The organism is Candidatus Westeberhardia cardiocondylae (genome assembly GCA_001242845.1).
GTDB lineage: Bacteria > Pseudomonadota > Gammaproteobacteria > Enterobacterales > Enterobacteriaceae > Westeberhardia > Westeberhardia cardiocondylae.
Genome location: LN774881.1, coordinates 259,836 through 282,444, shown reverse-complemented (window position 1 = coordinate 282,444; position 22,609 = coordinate 259,836). Strand labels below are relative to the sequence as shown.

16 protein-coding genes, 1 tRNA gene and 2 pseudogenes are annotated in these 22,609 nt (G+C 21.2%); 3 read left to right on the top strand and 16 right to left on the bottom strand.

Features of this window, described 5'->3' with window-relative positions:
- Positions 1–5 precede the first annotated feature (5 nt).
- The 6 genes from acpP to rluC form a co-directional block, all read right to left on the bottom strand.
- Entirely contained in the window at positions 6–248 is a 243-nt protein-coding gene (acpP, locus tag WEOB_RS01150; protein WP_281263731.1) for an acyl carrier protein, read from the bottom strand.
- A gap of 109 nt (positions 249–357) precedes the next feature.
- On the bottom strand, positions 358–1,098 hold the full coding sequence (gene fabG, locus WEOB_RS01145) for a 3-oxoacyl-[acyl-carrier-protein] reductase (RefSeq protein ID WP_281263730.1): 741 nt from the start codon (positions 1,096–1,098) through the stop codon (positions 358–360).
- Positions 1,099–1,100: 2 nt separating this feature from the next.
- A complete protein-coding gene (gene fabD, locus WEOB_RS01140) occupies positions 1,101–2,045 on the bottom strand; it encodes an ACP S-malonyltransferase (protein WP_281263729.1) in 945 nt (314 codons plus the stop codon).
- Between the two features lie 364 nt (positions 2,046–2,409).
- Positions 2,410–2,661 (bottom strand): hypothetical protein, encoded by a 252-nt coding sequence (locus WEOB_RS01135; protein ID WP_281263728.1) that lies wholly within the window; start codon positions 2,659–2,661, stop codon positions 2,410–2,412.
- A gap of 551 nt (positions 2,662–3,212) precedes the next feature.
- Complete coding sequence (gene rpmF, locus WEOB_RS01130; RefSeq protein ID WP_281263727.1) at positions 3,213–3,398, bottom strand: 50S ribosomal protein L32; 186 nt, start codon at positions 3,396–3,398, stop codon at positions 3,213–3,215.
- A 559-nt stretch (positions 3,399–3,957) separates the two neighbouring features.
- On the bottom strand, positions 3,958–4,920 hold the full coding sequence (rluC, locus tag WEOB_RS01125) for a 23S rRNA pseudouridine(955/2504/2580) synthase RluC (protein ID WP_281263726.1): 963 nt from the start codon (positions 4,918–4,920) through the stop codon (positions 3,958–3,960).
- A 561-nt stretch (positions 4,921–5,481) separates the two neighbouring features.
- Here rluC and WEOB_RS01120 point away from each other — a divergent pair.
- Positions 5,482–6,990 (top strand): annotated as a pseudogene (locus WEOB_RS01120) (Rne/Rng family ribonuclease); the annotation flags it as partial.
- A 514-nt stretch (positions 6,991–7,504) separates the two neighbouring features.
- Here the strand turns inward: WEOB_RS01120 and hspQ are convergent.
- The 3 genes from hspQ to WEOB_RS01105 form a co-directional block, all read right to left on the bottom strand.
- Positions 7,505–7,822 carry a heat shock protein HspQ gene (hspQ, locus tag WEOB_RS01115; protein ID WP_281263725.1) on the bottom strand — a complete coding sequence of 106 codons (318 nt, stop codon included), beginning with the start codon at positions 7,820–7,822 and terminating at the stop codon, positions 7,505–7,507.
- Positions 7,823–7,984: 162 nt separating this feature from the next.
- Positions 7,985–8,323, bottom strand: a complete 339-nt coding sequence (locus WEOB_RS01110; protein ID WP_420885184.1) for a TusE/DsrC/DsvC family sulfur relay protein — start codon at positions 8,321–8,323, stop codon at positions 7,985–7,987.
- A gap of 280 nt (positions 8,324–8,603) precedes the next feature.
- The gene (locus WEOB_RS01105; RefSeq protein WP_281263724.1) at positions 8,604–9,257 is read right to left on the bottom strand and encodes a Bax inhibitor-1 family protein; all 654 of its coding nucleotides are present in this window, start codon (positions 9,255–9,257) and stop codon (positions 8,604–8,606) included.
- Between the two features lie 186 nt (positions 9,258–9,443).
- Between WEOB_RS01105 and WEOB_RS01100 the strand changes: the two genes are divergently transcribed.
- A tRNA-Ser gene (locus WEOB_RS01100) sits at positions 9,444–9,527 on the top strand.
- A gap of 639 nt (positions 9,528–10,166) precedes the next feature.
- A complete protein-coding gene (locus WEOB_RS01095) occupies positions 10,167–10,511 on the top strand; it encodes an HIT domain-containing protein (protein WP_281263723.1) in 345 nt (114 codons plus the stop codon).
- 313 nt (positions 10,512–10,824) lie between these two features.
- Here the strand turns inward: WEOB_RS01095 and mfd are convergent, their stop codons facing one another.
- The 7 genes and pseudogenes from mfd to holA all read right to left on the bottom strand — a co-directional run bounded on the left by mfd (position 10,825) and on the right by holA (position 22,586).
- Complete coding sequence (gene mfd / locus WEOB_RS01090) at positions 10,825–12,924, bottom strand: transcription-repair coupling factor (RefSeq protein WP_281263722.1); 2,100 nt, start codon at positions 12,922–12,924, stop codon at positions 10,825–10,827.
- 1,281 nt (positions 12,925–14,205) lie between these two features.
- Complete coding sequence (gene mnmA / locus WEOB_RS01085; RefSeq protein ID WP_281263721.1) at positions 14,206–15,315, bottom strand: tRNA 2-thiouridine(34) synthase MnmA; 1,110 nt, start codon at positions 15,313–15,315, stop codon at positions 14,206–14,208.
- A gap of 198 nt (positions 15,316–15,513) precedes the next feature.
- Positions 15,514–16,380: pseudogene (gene lipA, locus WEOB_RS01080) on the bottom strand (lipoyl synthase); the annotation flags it as partial.
- A gap of 167 nt (positions 16,381–16,547) precedes the next feature.
- Positions 16,548–17,207 (bottom strand): lipoyl(octanoyl) transferase LipB, encoded by a 660-nt coding sequence (lipB, locus tag WEOB_RS01075; protein ID WP_281264055.1) that lies wholly within the window; start codon positions 17,205–17,207, stop codon positions 16,548–16,550.
- Positions 17,208–17,616: 409 nt separating this feature from the next.
- On the bottom strand, positions 17,617–18,726 hold the full coding sequence (rodA, locus tag WEOB_RS01070; RefSeq protein WP_281264070.1) for a rod shape-determining protein RodA: 1,110 nt from the start codon (positions 18,724–18,726) through the stop codon (positions 17,617–17,619).
- A 68-nt stretch (positions 18,727–18,794) separates the two neighbouring features.
- Entirely contained in the window at positions 18,795–20,627 is a 1,833-nt protein-coding gene (gene mrdA, locus WEOB_RS01065; protein ID WP_281264054.1) for a penicillin-binding protein 2, read from the bottom strand.
- A gap of 912 nt (positions 20,628–21,539) precedes the next feature.
- Entirely contained in the window at positions 21,540–22,586 is a 1,047-nt protein-coding gene (gene holA, locus WEOB_RS01060; RefSeq protein WP_281264053.1) for a DNA polymerase III subunit delta, read from the bottom strand.
- Positions 22,587–22,609 lie beyond the last annotated feature (23 nt).

Genomic DNA, 22,609 nt, shown 5'->3' with positions numbered 1-22,609 from the left:
TTAATTTATAATATGTGTCTATTTTTTTTTATAAAATCAATGGCAGATTGAATAGTGGTAATTTTTTCTGCTTCTTCATCAGGAATTTCAATATGAAATTTTTCTTCTAATGCCATAACTAATTCTACAATATCAAGTGAATCTGCCCCAAGATCATCAACAAAAGAAGCACTATTTATTACTTCTTTTGTTTTAACACCTAAGTGTTCAACAATAATTTTTTTTACATTTTTTTCGATAGTATTCATATTATTAAATTCCTATCAAGATTTTTCGCAATTTTATAATATTTAAGAGACAAATATAAAATTTTTAATTTTATTTAAACTTTTAATAAAATTTATACTAACTATTTTATTATGGCATATACATACCACCATTAACATGAATTGTTTCTCCAGTAATATATGATGCTTTTTCGGAAGCAAAAAAAGCAACAATATTAGCAATATCCTTGATATTTCCAAATCGTTTTATTGGAATTTTAGATAATATTTTTGCACGTTGTTTATTCGACAAAGATTTGGTCATATTAGTAATAATGAATCCTGGAGCTATAACATTTACTGTTATTCCTTTATGTGCTACTTCTTTTGCTAATGATTTACTAAACCCAATTAAACCTGCTTTAGCTGCAGAATAATTTGTTTGTCCAATATTTCCTATACTTCCAATGACAGAACCAATTGTTATGATTCTACCGTAACATTGTTTAATCATATATCGTATTACTCTTTTAGAAATACGAAATATAGATGTTAAATTTACATTTATAACAGATTGCCATTCTTTTTCTTTCATATTTATTAATAAATTATCACATAAAATTCCTGCATTATTAATTAAAATATCAACTTTTCCAAAATTTCTTTGTATTTTTTTAAAAAAATTATCAATAGAATCTACATTAGATATATCCAATTTCATTCCTTTTCCTTTACCATATTTCTTTATATAATTATTAATTTTTTCAACTCTTAAGATATCAGTAGAAGTTCCGATAACAATAGCACCTTTAATTAAAAATATTTTTGTAATTGCATATCCAATACCTTTTCTTGCTCCAGTTACCAATACAATTTTATTTTTAAAACTCATTTTTATCTCCAATAATTTTGCTGATTTATTGCTAACATTAAAGACATATAATCGTTTATTGATATTCCTGTTAAAGAACTAATATTTTTTTTCACAAGTCCAGTCAAAATTTTTCCTGGACCCATTTCCAAAGATACTGTTATTCCTCTGTCAAAAAAATATTGTACAATATTACTCCAATGAACTGGATTATACATTTGTCTAATTAAAGATTTTTTAATGATTATAGGATCATTTTCTACACATACATTCACATTATTTACTACTGGAATATTTGGTTTTGATATGATTAACGTTTTCAATTTTTCTTTTAATTTCTTAGCAGCTGGTTTCATTAGCAAACAATGTGAAGGAATACTAATAGGAAGAGTAAATACATTTTTTGCTCCAGCTTTTAAACAAGCAATTTCAGCACGTTTTACAGCTGATTTATGTCCAGAAATTACAATTTGCGTTGGGGTGTTAAAATTTGCTGGCTCCACAATTTGTTCTTGTTTAACATTATTACAAATAAAACGAATACTATTAATATCTAAACCAATTATAACAGACATGGAACCTGTACCTAAAGGAGACATTTTTTGCATAAGTTTGCCACGGAATTCTACTAATTTAATTGCTGCAACAAAATCTATACTTTCAGAACATACTAATGCTGAATATTCCCCTTGACTATGTCCAGCCATTAATTCTGGCATTTTTCCGCCTATTTTTTTCCAAATTTTCCATATTGACACTGATGCAGCTAATATCGCGGGTTGGGTTTTCCAAGTTTTATTTAATTCAACTTCTGGTCCATTTTGTACTAATTTCCATAAATCGTATCCTAAAACAGTTGATGCTTCGTTAAAAGTATCAATTACTTCTGTATATATTGTAGAAAGATTTGATAACATTCCTATTTTTTGAGAACCCTGCCCTGGAAATACTACAGATAAAATAGTCATTCTCCTTAAAAATCAATTAAAAATAAAATAATGTTGAACTTCAAGTAAATTCTTTTCAAATGTTTCTAAAAAAATTAAATATTCTTTTCGAATTTATTTATCCCGTATTCTTTATTCCGACCTAATGGAATAGATTCGGTAGAGAAGTATTTTTACATTTATTAAATATAATAACTTTTTTCATATCTATTTTAATTTTTTTTTGCACAAGAGCAATAATATGAAAATTTGCTTGATACAAAATTAGCTAATTTAATTTTTTTATAATTAAAATTAAGAGTTTCATTTATAATATGTATTAATTCACATCTTGTTATCTTAATATCTCATCGAAATACACTTGAATAAATTATAAGAAGAAGGACTAATATGCTTTATAATAAAGCAATGTTAATATTTTATTACACTTTCCATTAACGTGTAAATAGATGGAAAAATACTCAGTTATTGGATTAACCTGTACTGTACTTAAATCTATTCTAAATAAAATTAGAGTATCTCTATCATTTGGATCAAGAATTTGACTTATTGTATTAGATTCAATAAATAACACATATTTGGTTACATTATTTTTGATATAATTATCTACTACACTAAGCATATAAATAACTTTCAAAACATGTTGCTTCTTATTAAATCAAAAAAAATATCATTAATATTTAAATTATATTGAATTGGCAAACAGAGCTCAAAAGTATGAATAGAAAAAAATAATAACTACAATGATCATTCCAGTTTTATTAATACGAATACCAAATATATTTAACGTTTTGTTTAGCGGAACATAATTTTCATTTTAAAAACAGTTTCGTTAGTATTTGTACAATATAATGATTATAAATTCTAATTCTTCAATAATCCATTAATTCGAAATATTTTTCATTTTTTTCAAATTAAAATTAAATAAACTACGCTCAGATAGATAACTTTTTGTATCAAAAATTTTAGTAAATATTAAATAACTTATTATATTGACAATAAAAATTTATAAAAGATTAATTTAATATTACATAAATTCAAAACTAATAAATAATTTAAAACAAAAAATTTTTTAAATATCAAATTAAATATTACAAATATATAATATTAAAGATATTAAACATATAATATTATAATAAATATATTTATAAATTATTTAATTGGTTTAATGAAAACACTTTAATATATTTACACTTTATGTTTTAAATCAATATTTATTTTTTTTCCTCTATAATAATTATTAACAGTAACATGATGTCTTATATGTGTTTCCCCAGAAATATTATCAATTGATAATATCGGAAAAAGAATTTTTGTATGAGAACGACGCATTCCTCTGCGAGATCGAGTAGATTTATTTTTTTGAACAGCCATTATAATTTCCCTCTTTAGACTATTTATTATTAATTTTAATTAAATCCATTATATATTTAAAAAATACTATATTTACATAAAATTTTTTATAATAAATAAATAATAATGTAAAATAATTCTGTTAATGTTAAGTTTAAAAAAATAAAAATATTATTTTATATATTATGTTTTCACTTATTCAAACAATATATAATATTTGTATATATTATTTCATATTATTTTATATTTAACAAATATCTCTATAAAATTAATTAATAAATAATAAAATATATTTATGTAAATAATATAAAATATTAATTTATAAAATTCTATCATAATTATTTATTTTATGTAAATAAAAGTTAAAAATAAACTATATTTTATTTTAAAAAAACTACTCCTTCATTTAATTTTAATTAAAACATAATGTTAAAATTAATAAATTATTTTCAAATAATAAATATGCGTAAAATTTTATTTTTTACAATAAAATATTTTATATAATTACTTTTGATAAAATTGATTAAATTTAAAAAATAGTATAAATATCAATCTATTTTTAATTATATTAATTTTTATATTACACGTTTAATTCATTGTTATTAGATCGTAATTTTTTTAAACATTGAGATAAATGTTTATCCAAAGGTGCTGTAATTGAAAAAATTTCATTAGTATTTGGGTATTGGAAAGATAATGAATATGCGTGTAAAAATAATCTGTCAATACCAAAATTTTTAAGTTTAAGATTGAATTCTTTATCACCATACAAAGCATCATATGCAATAGGATGTCCTGCGTATTTAGCATGTACTCTAATTTGATGAGTTCGTCCAGTAATCAGTTTCGCTTTAACTAATGTTGCAAATGAAGAAAAATTTTCCTTTACTTTAAAAAGAGTTTTTGAATATTTTCCGTATTTTTGATTAATTTGAACGATACGTTTTCCATTTTCTAATCTTTTTTTAAATAATGGAATGGTTATATTTTTTATTTTAGAAGACCATTTTCCTTTTACTAGCGCTAAATATTTTTTATTAATTTCTTTTTTTTGCATAAGATCGTGTAATTTTCGCAATATTGAATTTTTTTTTGCTATTAATAAAATTCCTGAAGTATCGCGATCTAAACGATGAACCAATTTTAAAAAATTAGTTTTTTTATAATAAAATTTTAGCATTTCAATAATTCCATATTTCAAACCACTACCTCCGTGTACAGCCATACCTGTAGGTTTATTTATAACAATTAATTCTTTATTTTCATATAAGATGAATTTATGAAATGAAATTTTTTTGAAAAAATTTTTTCTTGTTTTTTCAATTTTAACAGGAGGAATACGAACAATATCATTTTTTTGCAATTTATAATTATGTTTAACTCTTTTTTTGTTAATCCTTACTTTTCCTTTACGAATAATACGATAAATCATATTTTTCGGAACTGTTTTAAAGTATTGAAATAAAAAATTATCAATACGCTGCAAAGCATTATTTTTGGTAATAGTTATAATATGTAGTTTTAAATATATTTGTTTTTTCATAAAATGAAACATAATATTTTGTTATTATTTATATTATTTTTTAAAATAAAATTCATAATTTAAATATAATGTAATTTATTTTATTTTTTGAAATATCATTTTATTAATCAATTAATATATTTAAATATTAGATATATTTAAATTTTTATTTATTTAAAATAAATAATTAATTTTTAAAATTAAAAAAAATTTTCTAATTAAAATTTGTCTTTAAATATAGAAGATTATAATGATATAATAATAGTAGTTGTTATTAATATACAAAACATATTTATACAATGTATTAAATAAAATTTCAAACATATTTGAAGATAATTTTGAATTAATATTATTAAAATATTGAATGAACCTTATAAATTATATCTATAACAATTAATGTTGAATTTATGTAAAACTTTAAAAATACACTAGATTTATATAATTATAAATTTTTAGGAATCAATAAAAATTGATTCGTAAAAATTTAACATAAATAAAATTAAACAGATTTTAGTTGTTAAACAAAAATATAATTAAAAAAATTGATTTAATTATAATATTGAATGGAATAAATAAATTACAATGAAAAGAATGTTGATTAATGCAAATTCACAAGAAGAATTACGAATAGCTTTGATAGATGGAAAAAAATTATATGATTTGAATATAAAAATTCCTGGATATGAACAAAAAAAATCTAATATATACAAAGGAAAAATTACTCGCATAGAACCTAGTTTAGAAGCAGTTTTTGTAAATTATGGGGTTGAAAAAAATGGTTTTTTACCTTTTAAAGAAATTTCACCAGAATATTTACCAATTGAATATTTTTTACATCGAAATAAATTTAATATCAGAGATATATTACGAGAAGGGCAAGAAATAATTGTACAAATAAATAAAGAAGAAAAAAGAAATAAAGGTGCTGCATTAACTACTTTTATAAGCTTAGCAGGTAGTTATCTAGTATTATTTCCTAACAGCGCGAATTCTGGAGGTATTTCTAGACGTATTATTGGAAAAGATCGTGTTGAATTAAAAGAAATGTTATCTTTATTAAATCTTCCTATTGGAATGAGTGCAATAATTCGTACTGCTGGATTAAAAAAAAAGATAGAAGTATTGCAAAGAGATTTATCTTTTCAATTAAAAAATTGGGAAATAATTAAGGAAATTTCAATGAATTGCGAAGCTCCTTTTTTAATTCATCAAGAAAGTAATATAATTATTCGTGCTTTTCGAGATTATTTGAGACCCGATATTTCTGAAATATTAATCGATAATACTCAAATATTAACTTTAGCAAAAAAATATATTACTTTACTGGGACGTAAAGATTATATTAATAAAATTAAATTTTATAATAGTGAAATTCCTTTATTTAGCTATTTTCAAATTGAATCACAGATTGAATCTGTATTTCAACGAGAAATTAGTCTTCCTTCTGGAAGTTCTATTACTATAGATACTACGGAAGCATTGACAGCTATTGATATTAATTCCGCAAAATCTACGAAAGGGAATGATATTGAAGAAACTGCTTTCAACACAAATTTAGAGGCTACGTATGAAATTGCTAGACAACTTCGATTGCGAGATTTAAGTGGTTTAGTGGTCATTGATTTTATAGACATGTCCCCAATTCAACATCATCGTGAAATAGAAAATTGTCTTCGCGAAGCAACAAAACAAGATCGAGCGCGTATTCAAATAGGAAAAATATCTCATTTTGGACTATTAGAATTATCTAGGCAAAGAATTAACTCTTCTATAGTTGAATTCAAGCGAAATGTTTGTCCTACCTGTAAAGGTAGTGGAACTATTCAAAAAAATACATCACTTTCTTTGTCTATATTAAAAAATATAAATAAAAAAATTCTAGAAAAAAATACACACGTTAGCTATATAATAGCTCCTATCTCTATCATATCTTATTTGCTAAGTGAAGAAAAAAAAATTACAAATAACACAGAAAGACGATATCGAAATAAAATTCATGCTATTGTTGATCCAGATAATTGTATAAAAATTTCAAAATACACAATATTTCGTATTAAAAAAGGTGAAAAATTTTCTGTAAAAAACTATTTATCACAGAATTTTATCAAATAAAAAATTTTACAAAATTAAATAATATGTATTTAAAATACAAAATTTTAAAAACAAAACTTCAACTAAATATTTATTTGTTCCCTATTCAAAATTTATTTTTTATATTTAAAATAAATTTACAAAAATATTTTCATAAATTTTTATAAATAAAATTTTATTAAATTTTTAAATTTAATAAATTAAACCAAGATTTTATCTTTTAAAATAAAAACTTCTAACATTTTAAAATAAACATTTAGAATTAATATTATTAAAATTTTACATACACTATTTATGCAAATTTCTAATTCTTTATATATTTTTATATATATTAGGAAAAATTCAAAAACAATATATTTTTATTATGTAAATTCACTATAAATTGATAACTTTAATAGATAAATTAATTTTTATATGTTTTAACTTTATTATAAAGTTATATTTTATAATGTAATTAAACATTCATATATTTATAGTTTATTAATATTTTGGAAAATATATTTAATAATTAAATTTAATTTCTCAATTTAGGAGCTTGAAGTTGAAGGCGAATAGACTTTGCTAATTCATCTAATGTTGGTTGTTCTGGATGGTTTAGAAATAATTCATACCCTATTTGCACTTCTGCAAGGTAAGTATGCACTGGTTTTCCTTCATCATCTTCCATAACAACATGATACCAAGGTGCTTTTCGCAAGCTATCATCGATTGCAATTTCATCTAATGTTGGTTTTTCTAAAGAATATTCAGGATCAACATCAATAATTACACCTAAATATCCTAAAAGTTTATGCCTTACTTGTTGTCCTATGCAAAATTTACTTGTAATCATAAGACCCCCAAAAAACCTAATTCATATCAGAAAATTTAAAATGTAAAAATTTATAAATTTATTCATTTAAACTTTGTAAATTTATTCAAAAATTCAACTTATCAAACTTAATTCTTATTTAGATTAAATCAGCACAAAATTTTTTATTTTATAAATATACTTTTACAAACATCTTTCTTGTTTAGGTAATCCTGAAATTTTTACCGCTTGCTTCATTGGTCCACCAGGGAATAAATAAAATAAATAACAACTATTACATTTTTTATTTTCAAACTCTTTTAGCATTTTATTTACTAATATACGAAAACTAGGTAAAGTATTAAAATGAAAATAAAAAGAACGAAAAAAATTAATTATTTTCCAATGTTCTTCACTCAGAGTTATTCCTTCGCAATTAGCGATTTCTATAGCTATATTTTTATTCCAATCAAAAATATTATTCAAATATCCATCAGAATCAACAGAAACATTTTTTATTGATTTCATAAAAATTTTATGCACAGAACCCATTATTTTAAAATTTCTTTTAACGTTTTCAATTAAATAAATTTTAGATTTATAAACCACTATATAAAACACATGATATTGTTGTTAACAACACACTAATAAAAATAAAAACAAAAATACACAAAAATACTACAAAATAAAAAAATAAGATAACGTGTCAATATTATTACACGAAAAAATTTTAGCACATTTATTTTTACAACTACTATTCTTTTTTAAAAAATTAATTTTTATTTAATTAACAATGAATTTAATCAAGTAACAAAAAAATTTATCATGTTTGTTTACGAAATATACTTATAAAACTAACAAAAATATTATATAACGAAACATATAAACTGACAGTAGCACGGATATAATTATTTTCCCCTCCATAAATAATATTACTTGTTTCCCATAAAATAGCAGCAGAAGAAAACAGAATAAACATTACACTAATAGTGAGCGATAATGCTGAAATTTGTAAAAAAATATTAGAAATAATTGCTCCTAAAATAACGATGAATCCAGCCATCATCATTCCAGATAAGAAAGACATATCTTTTTTAGTCGTTAAAACATATATAGAGCAAGATAAAAATACAGATGCTGTTCCTCCCAATGCCAATGTAATTACATTACCCGATCCTATTGATAATAACATATTAAGCAAAGGCCCCAAAGTATATCCCATAAAGCCAGTTAAAGCAAATGTTGCTACAATCCCAGCTGAGCTATTAGCTAATTTATGTACTAAAAATAGTAACCCATAAAACCCAGATAACATTACAATTATTCCTGGAGATGGAAGCTGATATAAAACACTTATAGTAGCAATTAAAGCAGAAAAAGCTAATGTTAAAGATAATAAAAAATAAGTATTTCGTAAAACTTTATGAGTATTTAATAAAGACTGCCCGCTCGAAGACGTTACAATAAAACGATTCATATTAATTCCCCCAATGCAAATATTAATAAATTTATATACACTATACAAATATTATATATTTTATAAATAAAATTTGATATATACAAAATTTTTTGAATTATTTTATAATTTGGAATATAAATTCTGATTTTAATATCTCAAATATTCTTTACAAAAAATAATACATTATCTATAATTTCTAATTATGGAGAAGTGGCCGAGTGGTTTAAGGCGCCGGTCTTGAAAACCGGAAACGTAAAACGTTCTAGAGTTCGAATCTCTACTTCTCCGAATTATTTTAATAATAATTTAAATAACTTCTTTCAAATAATTGAAAGATTTATTATTAAATAATATAAAAAACAAAAAACCCAATTCACATTATATATATCAAGAATAAATTAATCAATATTTATTTATTAATTAAATTTAAATATTTACTTGAAAATTATAAATCAAAATCCAAATTATTCATAATTACATATTTGATATATTGATACTCATAAAAACAATTTAATATTAAACATATATGTTTGTATATGAATATTAAATATTATGTAAATGTAATTACATAACCATAAATGATTATATATTTGTTATTTATTTAAAATCATATAAATTTTATTTATATAGGAAATTTTTTTAAATTTTTAAAAACAAAATTTAATATGATATTTATACATTTAAATAACTTATTTATAAAATATTTTCATTTTTTATAATCATAAAATTTTATAATGTAAAAAATAAATTTTATATAAAAAATAAATTTTAAATTATTTCAAAAATTGAAAAAATCTTATTTAGTTAATTTATTAATTTATAAAACTGTTTTAATATAACAAATATATTTTAAAATTTTACTTAAATAAAATTTACAACAATTAAACTTTAACTTATAAAGATAAGATCTTTCTTTATGGAAAAATAATGAAAACACAAAATATTTTTAAAAACATTATACAAAAAAAAATACACTCTGATATTATTTATCAAGATAAATTAGTAACAGCATTTTCAGATATTAATCCAAAAGCACCAATTCATATTATAATTGTTCCTAATATCTTTATACCCACTGTAAATGATGTAAAAAAAGAGCATGAAATTACGCTTGGTCGGTTTTTTACTGTTGCAGCAAAAATTGCTACCAAAAAGAAAATTGCCAAAAAAGGATATAGGCTAATTGTGAATTGTAATAAACATGGAACACAAGAAATTTATTATTTACATATGCATTTATTAGGAGGAAAACAATTAAATTGTTTACCGTAAATAATTACATAAAATATATTTTTAAATTAAAATGTTATAACTTTACATAGTTTCATATTTCATGAAATTTATAAAAATTTGTTTTATATTTAATCGTATTAAATTTTAATATATATAAACAGCATATTCGTATTTAATATAAAAATTAATTAAATATAATAATTTGTATATGAAAAATTTAAATTAATGAAATTAAAATTTCAATATTGAAGTAGAATTAAAAGAATTAAATAAACAAAATTGTATTCACATCAAGATATTATATCTATTAAATTACTTTAAACAATTTTTAAATAAAATTTATAATTTAATATTAATTAATAAAAGATATATTTTTTTTAACTTTATCTAATAAAATATTTATAAAATGTAATCTCTCATCAAATTTTATGTAATTATGAATAAATTTTAATTCCATTGATGTATTTGATATATAATATCTATTAAAATATTTTTTTATTAATTTGATTAAATAAAGAAAATTAATATGACCAATTGAATAAAATTCAATTAATCCATCTCTGTTTGTGCTTTTTATTTTTTTAATTTTTAAAAATTTTGCTTTTTCTCTAATATAAACTAAAGAAAAAAGATATTCCGCTGATTTTGGAAGAGGCCCAAAACAATTAATAATCATTTTTTTTAATTTTTCTATTTGACTGCATTTTTTAATATCAGAAATTTTTTTATATAATGATAAACGTATATTTACATTTGATATATAATCTTCTGGAAAGAATGCTGGAACACCTAGTTCTATTTCAATATCTTGTTGATTTAAAATATCATTTAAAGATAATTTTTTTCCATTTTTCAATGTATCAATTGTATCTCTTAAAAGATTCATATATAAAGAAAAACCAATATTTTGTATATCTCCGCTTTGGTCTTCTCCAAACAAAGCACCTGGACCCCTAATTTCTAAATCATGTGTTGCCAATGAAAATCCAGATCCTAAAGTCTCTAAAGAAACAATAGCTTCCAATCTCTTAGAAGCATTTTTACTAAGTTCTTTTAAAGATGGTATTAGCAAATAAGAATAAGCTTGATTACATGATCGTCCTACACGGCCTCGTAGTTGATACAACTGTCCTAATCCAAATCGATCAGCTCGTTCAATAATAATGGTATTAACATTAGCAATATCTATTCCAGTTTCGATAATTGTTGTACATACTAATACATTAAATAACTTATGATAAAAATCATCCATAACTTGTTTTAAATCGCGTTCTTTCATTTTTCCATGAGCAATAGAAACAGAAATATTTGGCAACATTTTCTTTAAAGAAAAAGCTGTTTTTTCAATAAAATTTATATCATTACAAAGATAATAAACTTGCCCGTTTCGAAAAATTTCTCTAGATATGGCTTCACAAATTATATTTTTATCATATTCACATACAAAAGTTTTTATTGATTTTCTTTTAGCGGGAGGAGTAGAAATAATAGATAAATCGCGTATACCATGAATTGCCATATTTAATGTTCTGGGAATAGGTGTAGCAGTTAAAGTTAACATATCTATATTTTCGCGAATAGACCTTATTTGTTCTTTATGTCGAACACCAAACCTTTGTTCTTCATCAATAATTAATAATCCCAATCTTTTCCATTTAACATCACGTTGTAATAATTTATGTGTTCCAATTAAAATATCTATTTCACCTATATGAGTATTTTTTAAAATCCTATTTTGTTCTTTTTTGTTACAAAATCTAGAAATCATTTCTACACATATTGGCCAATTAGAAAATCTATTTTTAAAATTATAAAAATGTTGTTGTGCTAATAAAGTTGTTGGAACTAATACAGCAACTTGTTTATTATTTTGTATAGCAATAAAAGCTGCACGCATAGCAATCTCTGTTTTTCCAAAACCCACATCCCCACAAATCAAACGATCCATAGAAAATGGTTGTAACATATCATATAACACAATATCCATAGCGTTTTTTTGATCTGGAGTTTCTTCGTAAGGAAATTTTTCACAAAAAGATTTATATTCTTTTTTATTATATTGAAAAGAATAACCTTTTTTTGCTATACGTTTTGCGTAAAAATTTAATAATTTAATAGAAATATCTTGAATTCTTTTCAAAACTTTTTTTTTTAAACGTATCCAAATGTTATTTCCCAATTTATGTAACGGAATTTGTTCTTTTGTAGATCCAATATACCGGTCTATTAAATACAATGAAGATATTGGTACATATAATTTGTCATTGTTGAAATAACGAATAATTAAATACTCCATTTTTATTCCATTAATTTCTAATGTTTTCATTCCATCGTATCTTCCAACCCCATATTTAACATGTACTATGGGTTGCCCAATATATAATTCATACAACGAAACATTTTTTAAATTTAAATTTGTATTAGTATATTTATTTTTTATGTTCTGTTTCATAATATATAAAACTATCTAATTAATATCCATATTAAATTATATAAATTTTATAAAATTTTTCAAATATCTAAAATATAAATAATAATATTAATTATCAAAATAAAATTTAAATTTCCATAAATATGGAATTTGATAAATTATACAATTCAAAAATTATTTTATAATATAGTTTAATTATTAAAATTTAATAAGCACTGTATAAATATAAACAAATTTTTTTTAATATATAAATATTTTGATAATACAAATAAAATTGAAATATGGAATTTAAATAATAAAACATAAAAAATCTATTTTTTTTCTCTAAATCAATTTAAATGCAATTAAAATTATTTATACAAAATTTATAAAAATTTTTATATAAAATTAATTATACTTCTTTTAAAAAACCCTTTTATTAAAAATTATATTATTTTTAAAATTAAAAAAATATAATTTGAAATCTTAATTAAATTATCAAAATCATATTAAAATATGATACATAATCAAATAAATAAAAGATATAAAAGTTTAAATTCATTTAAGATTATTAAAATTTTAATGAACTCTTAATGATAAGAAATTTTCCATTTAACTTATATCAATAAATTTTGAATAAAATAATCAAATTTATATATAATATCCAAAAAAATCAGTTAATTTTCTTAAATTTATATTTTTAAAACTGTAAATGTTGTTTAATTATATGACCACAACATTTTCCATTTATTTTTAAAAACAAAAAAATTATTGATTAATTGTAAATACAATATAATCATGGGAATTGTAATAATATTAAAAATTTCTTGATAAAAAACTTTTTACATTTTAAAACAATTTATTTTTTTATATTAAAAATAAGATAACCATTAATATTTTAAATATATAAAATAAATTCTTTAATTTTATTAAATTACGAAAATTCTAAGAAATATTTTATTATTTTATTGTTATGAAGAATGAAATTTTTCACTTTATTTAAATAAAATTCATTATACTAACATTTTGAATGTATTATTTACATAATCTATTTCTCAAATAAAATTTCATTTTATTTTAGTTATAAACTTATATATTTGAAATAAAACAAAATAAAAAAATTTATATTCATTCTTACAATTTATTTGATATATAGCTACTTATTCATTAACTCAAATAAACATAATTTTATATATTTCTTAATATTTTATAACATTTTGATTAAAATATATTATAATATTTCAAATTAAATATACTCAAATTAGACTAATATTATTTATATTAAAATTAAAATTTAATTTTAAAATTCATGTAAATTAAAACTTAACATAATAATTTTCGAGATTTAATAATACCACCTCCTAGACATCGTTCATACATATAAAAAACAGCTGATTGCCCTGGGGAAATAAAAGAAACTGGCTTATTAAAAAAAACTTGTATATGATTATTTGGCAAAAATTTTATTAAACAAGGAACATCAACGTGTCTATAACGAACTTTTACTGTACATTGTAATGATTTACATGATATATCCAAATTTATCCAATTTAATTCATTAACTACCATACTAATAGATTTCAAATAAGGACTATTTATTCCTTGAACCACAAATAAATAATTATTTATTAAATCTTTATCTACTACATACCAAGGAGCAGATTTATTATTATGTATCCCACCAATTCCCAATCCTTTTCTTTGTCCTATTGTGTAATACATTACACCTTGATGGTATCCAATTTTTTCTCCAGTAATAAAAGAAATAATCAATCCTGGTTTTTTTGGAAGATAACGACTGAGAAAACATCGAAATTTTCTTTTTCCAATAAAACAAATTCCAGTTGAATCTTTTTTATCAGCAATTGACAAATTTAGCTGAGAAGCAATATGCCGCACTTTTTTTTTAATTAAATTTCCTAATGGAAATATGCAGATTGAAAGATGAATATTATTAAGATTATATAAAAAATAACTTTGATCTTTATTACAATCTAAACCACGTAATAACCAATATTTATTTTTCATCTTAAGACTACGTACATAATGTCCAGTTGCAATATAATCTGCTCCAAGATTTTTAATAGAAAATTCTAAAAAAACTTTAAATTTTATTTCTTTATTACATAATACATCTGGATTAGGTGTTCGACCAAATTTATATTCTCGTAAAAAATGTAAAAAAACATTATCCCAATATTCAGAAGAAAAATTTGCTGTATGTAATACAATTCCTAATTTTTTACATGTTTCTTGAGCATCTGTTAAATCTTTTTTTGCCATACAATATTCTGCGTGATCTTCTTCTTCCCAATTTTTCATAAATAATCCTTCTACTAAATACCCTTGTTTTTTTAATAAAAATGCAGAAACAGAAGAATCTACACCACCAGACATACCTACTATTACCTTTTTCTTTAAAAGATTATGCATAATTTTCCAAAATAAAATGTTAATAATAAAATATGTAAAGTATATTTTTATAAAAATAAATATAATATTAAAATTGATAATTCATTTTTAAAAATAAAAAATAAACAATATTAATACGTTATTAAACAAAAAATATCATGTTAATTAATATTAACGTGATAACACTAAATATATTATAAATTTTATATAATATTTTGTTTAAATATCAATTTTTTCATCTTGTAAATTAGCATAATAAGAAGATCTTATAAACGGGCCACATGCTACGTATGTAAATCCTATAGATAAAGCTGTTTTTTTTAAAATATGAAATTTTTTTACAGTAACATAACGTTTAACAGGTAAATGTTTGAAAGTAGGTTGTAAATATTGGCCAATTGTCAATATATCAACATTACATTTATATAAATCTTGCATAACTGTTATTATTTCTTGATCTGTTTCTCCTAATCCTACCATTAAACCAGATTTTGTACACACATTTAAATTATGTTTTTTAAAATTTTTAAGTAATTCTAGCGAATGTTCATAACTAGCATAAGGACGAACTTTTTTATAAAGTCGTGGAACAGTTTCTATATTATGATTAAATACATCAGGAGGAGTTGTATTAATAATATTTAAAGCTCTTTCTAATTTTTTTCGAAAATCAGGAACTAAAATTTCAATACGAATTAAAGGATTTTTTAAACGAATTTGTTTAATACAATCAACAAATTGTTTTGCCCCACCATCACGAAGATCATCTCTATTTACTGATGTCAAAACCACATATTTTAATTTCATTTTTAAAATCGTTCTTGCTAAACGTTTCGGCTCATTAGCATCTGGAAGATTACTGGGTCGTCCATTTTGTACATTGCAAAATGGACAACGCCTCGTACAAATTTTCCCCAGTATCATAAATGCTACAGATCCTGCATTAAAACATTCTGGTAAATTTGGACAAGAAGCTTCTTCACATACTGAATTTAAATTATTTTTTTGTATAATTTTTTTGATGTTTTGTATACGAGAAGTGTTTGATGGTATTTTAATTTTTATCCAAAAAGGTTTTTTTAGCATAATTAATTTTAATATAAAATATACATTAGAAATAAATCATACATTATATTTAAAATTTTTATTTATATGATGAATATTATTTAACATATAATGTTCTATTAATATAAATATAATTTACAAAAAATTTATTTATTAAATATGATATTTATTTATAAAATAATACAAGTTTAAATTTTATATTTTTTTTCTTTCCACGATTTTATATCACTACATTTAACATGTAAAAAACGAGATAGATTTTCTAATAATATTGGAATTACTTCTTTTTCTTCTGTTACAACAGAATGATTACTCATTTGCGTCATGCGCAACCCGGAGTAACCACAAGGATCAATATAAGAAAAAGGTGTTAAATCCATATTAACATTCAAAGATAAACCATGTGATAAATATTTATTACTAATTCGTAATCCTAAAGAACAAATTTTTTTTTTATTAACATATACTCCTGGAGAATTAATTATAGAATAAGAACTAATAGAAAAATAGGATAACGTTGTAATGATTATATTTTCTAACAAAACAATTAAATTAGATATTTTAAATATTTGATTTCGTAAATTTAATAAAATATATATAATTTGTTGTCCTGGTCCATGATATGTAATACCCCCTCCCCGATTGCTTTGCACTATAGGAATAGTGTTAAATACTTTTGGAAAATTAAATTTTTGATTTTTTCCTTGAGTAAAAACATGCGGATGTTGCACTAACCAAATTTCATCAAAATCAGAAGAAGTACGATGATCAACAAAAAAATTCATCGCATTCAAAATTTTTTCATATGGTTGTAAACCTAAATATCGAACAATTATAAAATTTAACATATAAAAATAATATCTATTATATAATGAAAAATTTATATAGTAACTATAAAATCTTAATACGAATTTAGAAATTATATCTAAAATCAATTAAAAATAATTCAAATATGAATAGAACACTTATTCAAAAAAATTTTCTAATTCATTTTTTTATTTTAAAAATATCATGAATAATAGTAATTACTATCGATTAAAATAACTATGTAAATTGCAAAATTACTTTTATTTTATAAAATAATATTTCTAAAAAATTTTATACAATTATATACCAAATTAATCAAATAAGTTGGAAAAATTTAAAATAGAATCTATAAATATTTCGTATTACAAAATAAATTACATAACCAAATTTTTATTTATTATAAATACAATAGAATAATAAATTTATTTTACATTACAAAAGTAAAAATATTCATTTTGAATTATTTTCATAAAAATTTATTGACATAATTATACCAAATCCAATCATCAATGTAATCAAAGATGAACCACCATAACTAATTAATGGTAATGGAACACCAACAATTGGTAAAATTCCACTAACCATCCCAATATTAACAAATATATAAGTAAAAAAAACTATTATTAAACTACTAGATACAATTTTGTTAAATATATTTTTTGCATTTATCGAAATATATAATCCTCTCCATATAATTAATATATATAAAAATAACAAAAATAATACACCAATAAATCCAAATTCTTCACTTAAAACTGAAAAAATAAAATCAGTGTGGCATTCTGGTAAAAACTTTAATTTTGATTGTGTTCCATTTAACCAACCCTTTCCCCAAAAACCCCCAGATCCAATAGCAATTTTTGATTGAATTATATGATACCCAGATCCAAAAGGATCAATTTCCGGATATAGTAACATTATTATACGCATCTTTTGATATTCATGCATAAAAAAAAAATAATAAATAAAAGAAAAAAATACAAATAATATAAATAAAAGAAAAAACAATCTCCAATTTATACCAGATAAAAATAGTATAAAAAAACTAGAAAACAAGATCAAAATAGCTGTACCCAAATCAGGTTGCAATATAATTAAAATAATTGGAAAAATTACAATTATTAATAAAAAAAATACATTTATAAAACTAAAAGAAGAAAATTTATTATTTCGATAGATAAATCTAGCTATCATTAAAGGAATAGAAATCTTAGCTATTTCAGAAGGTTGAAAATGTATATACCCTATTTCTAACCAGCGTTGCGCACCTTTACTAACATGTCCAAAAAAATTCACTATTAACAATAATAAAATACATAAAATATATAAATATGGAGCAAATAACTCATATATTTTAGGAGGAATTTTTGCGAAAATAATCATCGAAAAAAAACCAACACTAATTTGAAAAATTTTCCATTTTATAATATATATATTTTCATTACTAGCACTCCAGATAATAAAAATACTATAAATTAATAAAATAGAAATCAAAAATAATAATTTTCTATCAACATATAATTTTATATTAAAAAAATATTTCTTAAGATTACATATCATAACAAACATAATAAAATTATAACTATTTTTCTTAAATAAAAATTTTGAAATTTCAATAATTTAATTTTTTATTTAATATAACAATCATTCAATAAAATATAATCAAAAATTTTTCTAGTGATTATTCCTATCATTGTATTCATATTACTGTTTTCTAAAACAATCACTATGCAAATAGTCGGTGTATCAAAAGGAGCAAAAGAAACCATTAATTTATGATCTCGTAATTTTTCACTCACCCTATTAATATCATAAATTTCATTATCTCTTAAACTATAAACTTGTGCTGTTCCAGATTTTGCCGCCACTTTGTATTTTGCGTTTGAAAAACTTTTATAAGCTGTACCATTTATACAATTAGCAGCAGCATACATTCCTTCTTTAACAACATGCCAATATTTAGAAGAAAACAAACCTTCCACTTTAAAATATTTTTTTTGATAAGACAACATCTTGTTTTTAAGATCACTAATATAAACACATAAATGGGGGGTATAAATATTCCCATTATTAATTAATATCATTAAAGCTTTTAGCATTTGTATGGGGGTAGCAATCCAATATCCTTGTCCAATCCCAATAGATATTGTATCTCCAGGATACCAAGGTTGTTTAATTTTTTTTAATTTCCATTCTTTATTTGGCATAATACCAGAGTATTCTTCTTTAATATCTATTCCAGTCAATTTTCCATATCCAAATTTTTTCATATATTCAGAAAGTAAATCAATACCCATATCATAAGCTAATTGATAAAACAAAGTATCAATTGATTCTTCTATTGCTATCGTAAGATTAAATAAACCATGCCCCCACCTTTTCCAATCTCGATAATATTTTTTTGATCCAGGAAATTTCCACCAACCAGGATCATACATAAAAAAATTTTCTTTAATTATTCCATGCGTTAATGCAGATACTAAAATTTGGGGTTTTACTGTAGAAGCAGGCGGGTATAAACCTTGTGTAACTCGATTTATAAAAGGAAAATTTTCATTTTTAGATAATGCAAAATAATCTACAGTAGAAATACTTTTTGTAAATAAATTAGGGTTGTAACTTGGGCTGGAAAGTAGAGCGCGAATTTCTCCATTTCTAGGATCTGCTACAACTACTGCGGAACGAATATTATTTAATAATTTTGTGATATATATTTGTAAAAATATATCCAAAGATAAAATAATATTTTTTCCTGATATTGGAGAACATTCATGTAATTTGCGAACCATATTACCTATTCTATCAACTTCAATAATTATATATCCAGGAACACCGTATAATACCTGATTATAAAAACGTTCAATACCTAATTTTCCTACATTTTTAATTTTTGCATAATTTTTTATTTTGTTTTTATCATGAAATTGATTTATGTTACAATCATCATTTTTAGAAACATAACCTAACACATGAGCTAATATTGAACCATAGGGATAATAACGACACTGATAAGATTTGACGTATACACCAGGAAAACGATTTTGATTAACAAAAAAAGACGCCAATTGCGAATTTGTTAAATTGCATTTTATAGGAAAAGAAAGAAAACGGTATTTTTCCCGTTTCCATAAATTTTTAAACTTCATAATATCATTATTAGATAGATGTACAATATTTTGTAAAGAATTAATAGTTTTTTTTAAATTTTTTATTTTATTAGGCATTATTTCTAATTGATAAGAAGTATAATTTAATGCTAAAGGAATTCCGTGGCAATCATAAATTATTCCTCTTTTTGGAATAATAGGAATAAATTTAATTCTATTTTTATTAGAACGAATTTGATATTCTTTAAAAGAAAATATTTGTAGATAGTACAAATTTACAATTAAAACTCCAATAAAAAATATTATAACATATGATACTAACAATATACGTTTCTTAAATAAAAACATTTTCATCGAGACATTAAAACATTCTTTATTTTATATTATTATTCTAATATTTAATTTAATTATTAAATATAAAATTGATTTTTTACATAAATATTTTTAATTATATAAAATTTATTTTTTTTATAAATACATAATTTTTGCAAATAAACTATTCCAAGAAATTTTAATGAAATTTTACTAAATTATATAAACATTTTTATTTAATGTTAAATAATTAATATTTTGTAATTTATTAATTAGAAATACAAATAAAATTTTATTTTATAAAATTTAATACAATAAAATGTTAATTTTCTAATTAGTAAAATAGTATTAAGATTAATAAGAAACAAAAAATTAAAAATTTTAAATAAAATTATATTAATAAAATAAACATTCAAATTATTTATTAAACTGTATATTTACTTATCAATATTTTTAATAACATATTTAATTACAATTTAAATAAATAAACTCAGCAATCTTATAAAATAATATTTGAATTAGATAATTTTTTTATACAGATAAAACTTACTTTTAATATTATATTAATTATCTTATTAAGATAATGCTAATATAAACATAATTTTAATGATTTTTTTCTACATTATTTAAAGAAAATACTGAAAATTCTTTTTAAAAATTAGTTTTAATAAAATTTTAGAATTATATTTACATCTTAATATTTCAAATATTTCCATTATTTTAAACAAATATTACAAAAAATTTTCTAAAATCCATAATACATTTCTTATTATTTTTAAAGTAGAAATGTATAATTTTTTAAATACTTTTTCAAAAATAGAAATAAACTGATTTAGTAAATATAATTAAAAATTATTTTTTTAAATTAAAAATTTAATAGAAAAATAAAAATTTATAAATTATTTTAATAAATAAAATTAAATATTTTGTAAAAATAATTAAATAAGAAAAACATCAATTATACGAATTGTCTATAAAAGTCTTATTAGATAATAATAATGATAAAGAACACAAATCAATCCAAAAAAAATCATAAAAATCTTTTTTAAAAGAAAATTCAATTTTCATCATGAATCTTATTGATTTTTCTAATACTGAAATTGTTAACCGTTCCAAAGCATGCAATATTAATTCTTGTCGTATTTTCCATACTTTATAATTTTGAAAAAGAGATTTTATGGAAATATTATCACATATTTGAAGCTTAATATTTAATATTAATAAAATTTCTCGTTGAATACTGCGTAGTAGTAAAATTGGTTCATAACCCTCTAATTGTAGTTTCCGTAAAATATGAAGAATTTTATTTTCATCTCTTCCTATTAAAACTGCTTCAATCCATTGATATACAGTAAAATGAGATACATCATATACTACGGTTTTTATTTTACATAAAGTTAATTTTTCTTGAGGAAAAATTAAAACCAACATTTTTAATGTTTGTACTAACGCTAATAAATTTCCTTCATAACAATAACATAAAAATTGACAAACAGAATCATCTAATAATAACTGCATTTCTTTAGCACGATTAATAATCCATATATATAGATCTTTATATACAGGGGTTGAACAATTGATCAAAATAGAATCTTGTTTAATAAATGTTTTAAACCATACGCTATTTTTTTGCATTTTGTTTATTTGATTACTTTGTTTTAAAATTAACAATGAATCATTGTGTAATAATGTAAAAAGTTTACATAAATTATCAGAAATACTTACAACATCTTTCCATTTTTCAGGTAAAACTAATGATAATATTAAACGATTAGAAAATAAACTTGGGGATAAACATAAATTATATATTTTATTCCAATCAATATTTTTTGTTAATAAAAAATTAAAAAAATATTTTTCAAATTGCAAAAATTTTGCATAATATAAAATTATTTTTTCATTTTCCAATAATAAAAAAGGATCATTTCCAAACAATAGATAAAACAAAAAAAACTTTTTTTGCAATTGTATTTTTAAATCTTTTGAGGAAGTAATAATCATATTTTATTTTCAAAATTTCAATA